This is a genomic window from Planomonospora alba (assembly GCF_039534085.1).
Classification (GTDB): Bacteria; Actinomycetota; Actinomycetes; order Streptosporangiales; family Streptosporangiaceae; genus Planomonospora_B; species Planomonospora_B alba.
This window is the reverse complement of sequence record NZ_BAAAUT010000137.1, coordinates 1-2,254: the sequence shown is the minus strand read 5'-3', so window position 1 is coordinate 2,254 and position 2,254 is coordinate 1. Positions and strand designations below refer to the sequence as shown.

Below are 2,254 nucleotides of genomic sequence, written 5' to 3'. Positions count from 1 at the left end.
CGACCCGCCGGCGGCGCGCGGTGGCGGCGAGCAGCGCCGCGGCCGCCCGCTCCGCGCGGTCCAGCGCCCGCCCGCGCGAGGCCGCCAGCGCCGCGACCAGGGCGGGCGGCAGGAGAGCGGCCGCCGCCCCGGCGGCCCGGACCGCCGGGTACGGGGATCCGGCGGAGGCCGCGGCGGGGACGAGGGCCAGCTCCCAGGTGCGGCCTGCGGCCTCCAGCGTGGCCGTGCGGCGCGGAGCGGAGGAGGCGCCGGCGACCCGCTCGCCGGTCCGTACGGTGGCCAGCGGCTGCCTGCGGCCCGGCACGGAGACGTCGGAGAGCGTCACCTCGGCCGTGGCCCCGGTGGCCCCGGCGTCCCCGGTGGCCCCGGCGGCTCTGGTGTCCCCGGTGGCCCCGGCCCCGGTGGCCCGCTCCAGGGCGCCCGCGGCGAAGTCCCCGCCGCGCACGCTCATCACCAGCCAGCCGCGCAGCAGCCCGCTGTCGGGGGCGTCGCCCGCGCCGTGCACCGGGGCCGCCAGCACGAACGCCGTCTGCCGCTGGGCGGCGGGCAGCGTGCGGTCCCGCGGCAGCACGTGGCCGCGGCTCGCCGTGACCCGCCCGCTCACGCGGGCGGCGTCCATCGCCTCGACGGGCTCGGCGGCGGCCGCCAGGTCGGAGCCCAGCGCGGGCGGGACCGCCTCCGCGCCGCGGGCGAGCACCACGAGCCGGTGCTCGCCGGTGCCCTCGGGACGCAGTGTCAGGTTCGCCGCCCCCCTGCTTCGCCAGTGGCGCTGCACGGTCCGCACCCGCGCGTGGGGCACGGGCACGACGTACGCGACGCCGGTGACGCCGGGCAGCCCGGGCAGGACCGGCCGCAGGGTCAGCGCCTCGAAGTCCCGCGCGGTCAGGTCGTCGTGCACGCCCACCGAGACCGCCAGCTGGCCGAGGACATCCGCCCGCCGCTGGAGCTCGGCGGAGACCGCCGTGCGCGCCAGCTCCAGGCGGTGGTCCACGCGCTCGGCGGCCTGCCGCCGTTCCGCGCCCGCCAGCGTCTCGGCGACGCCGAGCGCCGCCGCCGGCCCGAGCAGCAGCAGGGCGCAGGCCAGCACCGCGCCGCCGGTACGGCCCGGCCGGCGCGGTGGGTGGGCGGCGGGGGAGGCCATGGGGGTTCCTACGGGCAGGGTGCGGGGGCGGCGGACCACGGGGGCGCCGTCCGGGAGGCTGGGGGGCGGCGGGATCGGGGCCCGCGGACCGGTGGGCGCGTCCCGGCGGCGCCCGGGCGGGCGCCTCCTTCCTCATCGGACGCGGCGGGGGCCAGTTGAGGAGGCGCGGCCGGGGGTGCGGCCCCGGGGAGGAGACGTCCGCACGGCCGGAGGCACCGGGCCGGGTATACGGGTATGGACCGCCGATCGGGGGATCGGCGCGAGGGACCGTCACGGGGTGATCATGGCTGGCATTCTGATCGTCGAGGACGATATGGACATCCGCGACCTGACCGTGTTCCGGCTGGAGCAGGCCGGCCACGAGGTGCGCACGGCCGACGACGGCGCCGAGGCCCTGGCCGCGCTGGAGGAGGAACTGCCCGACCTGGTGGTCCTCGACTGGATGATGCCGGGGCTGTCGGGACCCGAGGTGTGCCGCAGGCTCCGGGCGATGCCCGGCACGGAGAACGTCCTGGTGTTGATGCTGACCTCCAAGTCGCAGGAGGCGGACGTGGAGGAGGGGTTCCGCGCGGGCGCCGACGACTACATGATCAAGCCGTTCAGCCCCCGGGAGCTGGCGACCCGCGTCGGCGTCCTGCTGACCCGCGCCCGCCACTGAGCGCTCCCGGCGGCGTCCCGCAGGTCCTCCGCGAAGGGCGATGACGCTCCGCGAGTGATCCGGCGCTCATCGTAGTCGGCAACCGTCCGGCACCCGTTCCGCACCCGTTTCCGCAACAAAACCCGACTTAGGGTGTCCAATGCATCACGGACTGCGACGGCCGGTGGATCCCCCCGCCGGCGCGCGACTCACGGAGGAGTGACCCATGGCCACCCGTCTCTACCTCAAGCTCCAGACCCTGCTCGGCGACTCCGAGCGCGGTGCCACGGCCGTGGAGTACGGCCTCATGGTGGCGCTCATCGCCGCGGTCATCGTCGGCACCGTGATCCTGCTCGGCCAGGGCCTCGACCTGAAGTTCAACGAGATCCTCGGCCAGATCGGCTGACCCCTCCCGCGGTCCCGGCGGCGCCCGCCGCCGGGACCGCGGGAGGCGCGACCATGGATCACCGACCCGG

3 protein-coding genes are annotated in these 2,254 nt (G+C 77.6%); 2 read left to right on the top strand and 1 reads right to left on the bottom strand.

What is annotated here, in order from left to right; translation table 11 throughout:
* On the bottom strand, positions 1 to 1,141 hold a 1,141-nt coding region (locus ABD823_RS34250; RefSeq protein ID WP_344867081.1), incomplete at its 3' end, for a CHASE domain-containing protein.
* 283 nt (positions 1,142 to 1,424) lie between these two features.
* On the opposite strand from ABD823_RS34250, the gene ABD823_RS34245 reads away from it, so the two are divergent.
* Both ABD823_RS34245 and ABD823_RS34240 read left to right on the top strand, forming a co-directional pair.
* A complete protein-coding gene (locus tag ABD823_RS34245; RefSeq protein ID WP_344867079.1) occupies positions 1,425 to 1,799 on the top strand; it encodes a response regulator transcription factor in 375 nt (124 codons plus the stop codon).
* A gap of 205 nt (positions 1,800 to 2,004) precedes the next feature.
* Entirely contained in the window at positions 2,005 to 2,184 is a 180-nt protein-coding gene (locus ABD823_RS34240) for a Flp family type IVb pilin (RefSeq protein WP_344867077.1), read from the top strand.
* Positions 2,185 to 2,254 lie beyond the last annotated feature (70 nt).

Coding starts and splice junctions, on each gene's coding strand:
- ABD823_RS34245 (WP_344867079.1), top strand. CDS start 1,425: ATGGCTGGCATTCTGATCGTCGAGGACGATATGGACATCCGCGACCTG.
- ABD823_RS34240 (WP_344867077.1), top strand. CDS start 2,005: ATGGCCACCCGTCTCTACCTCAAGCTCCAGACCCTGCTCGGCGACTCC.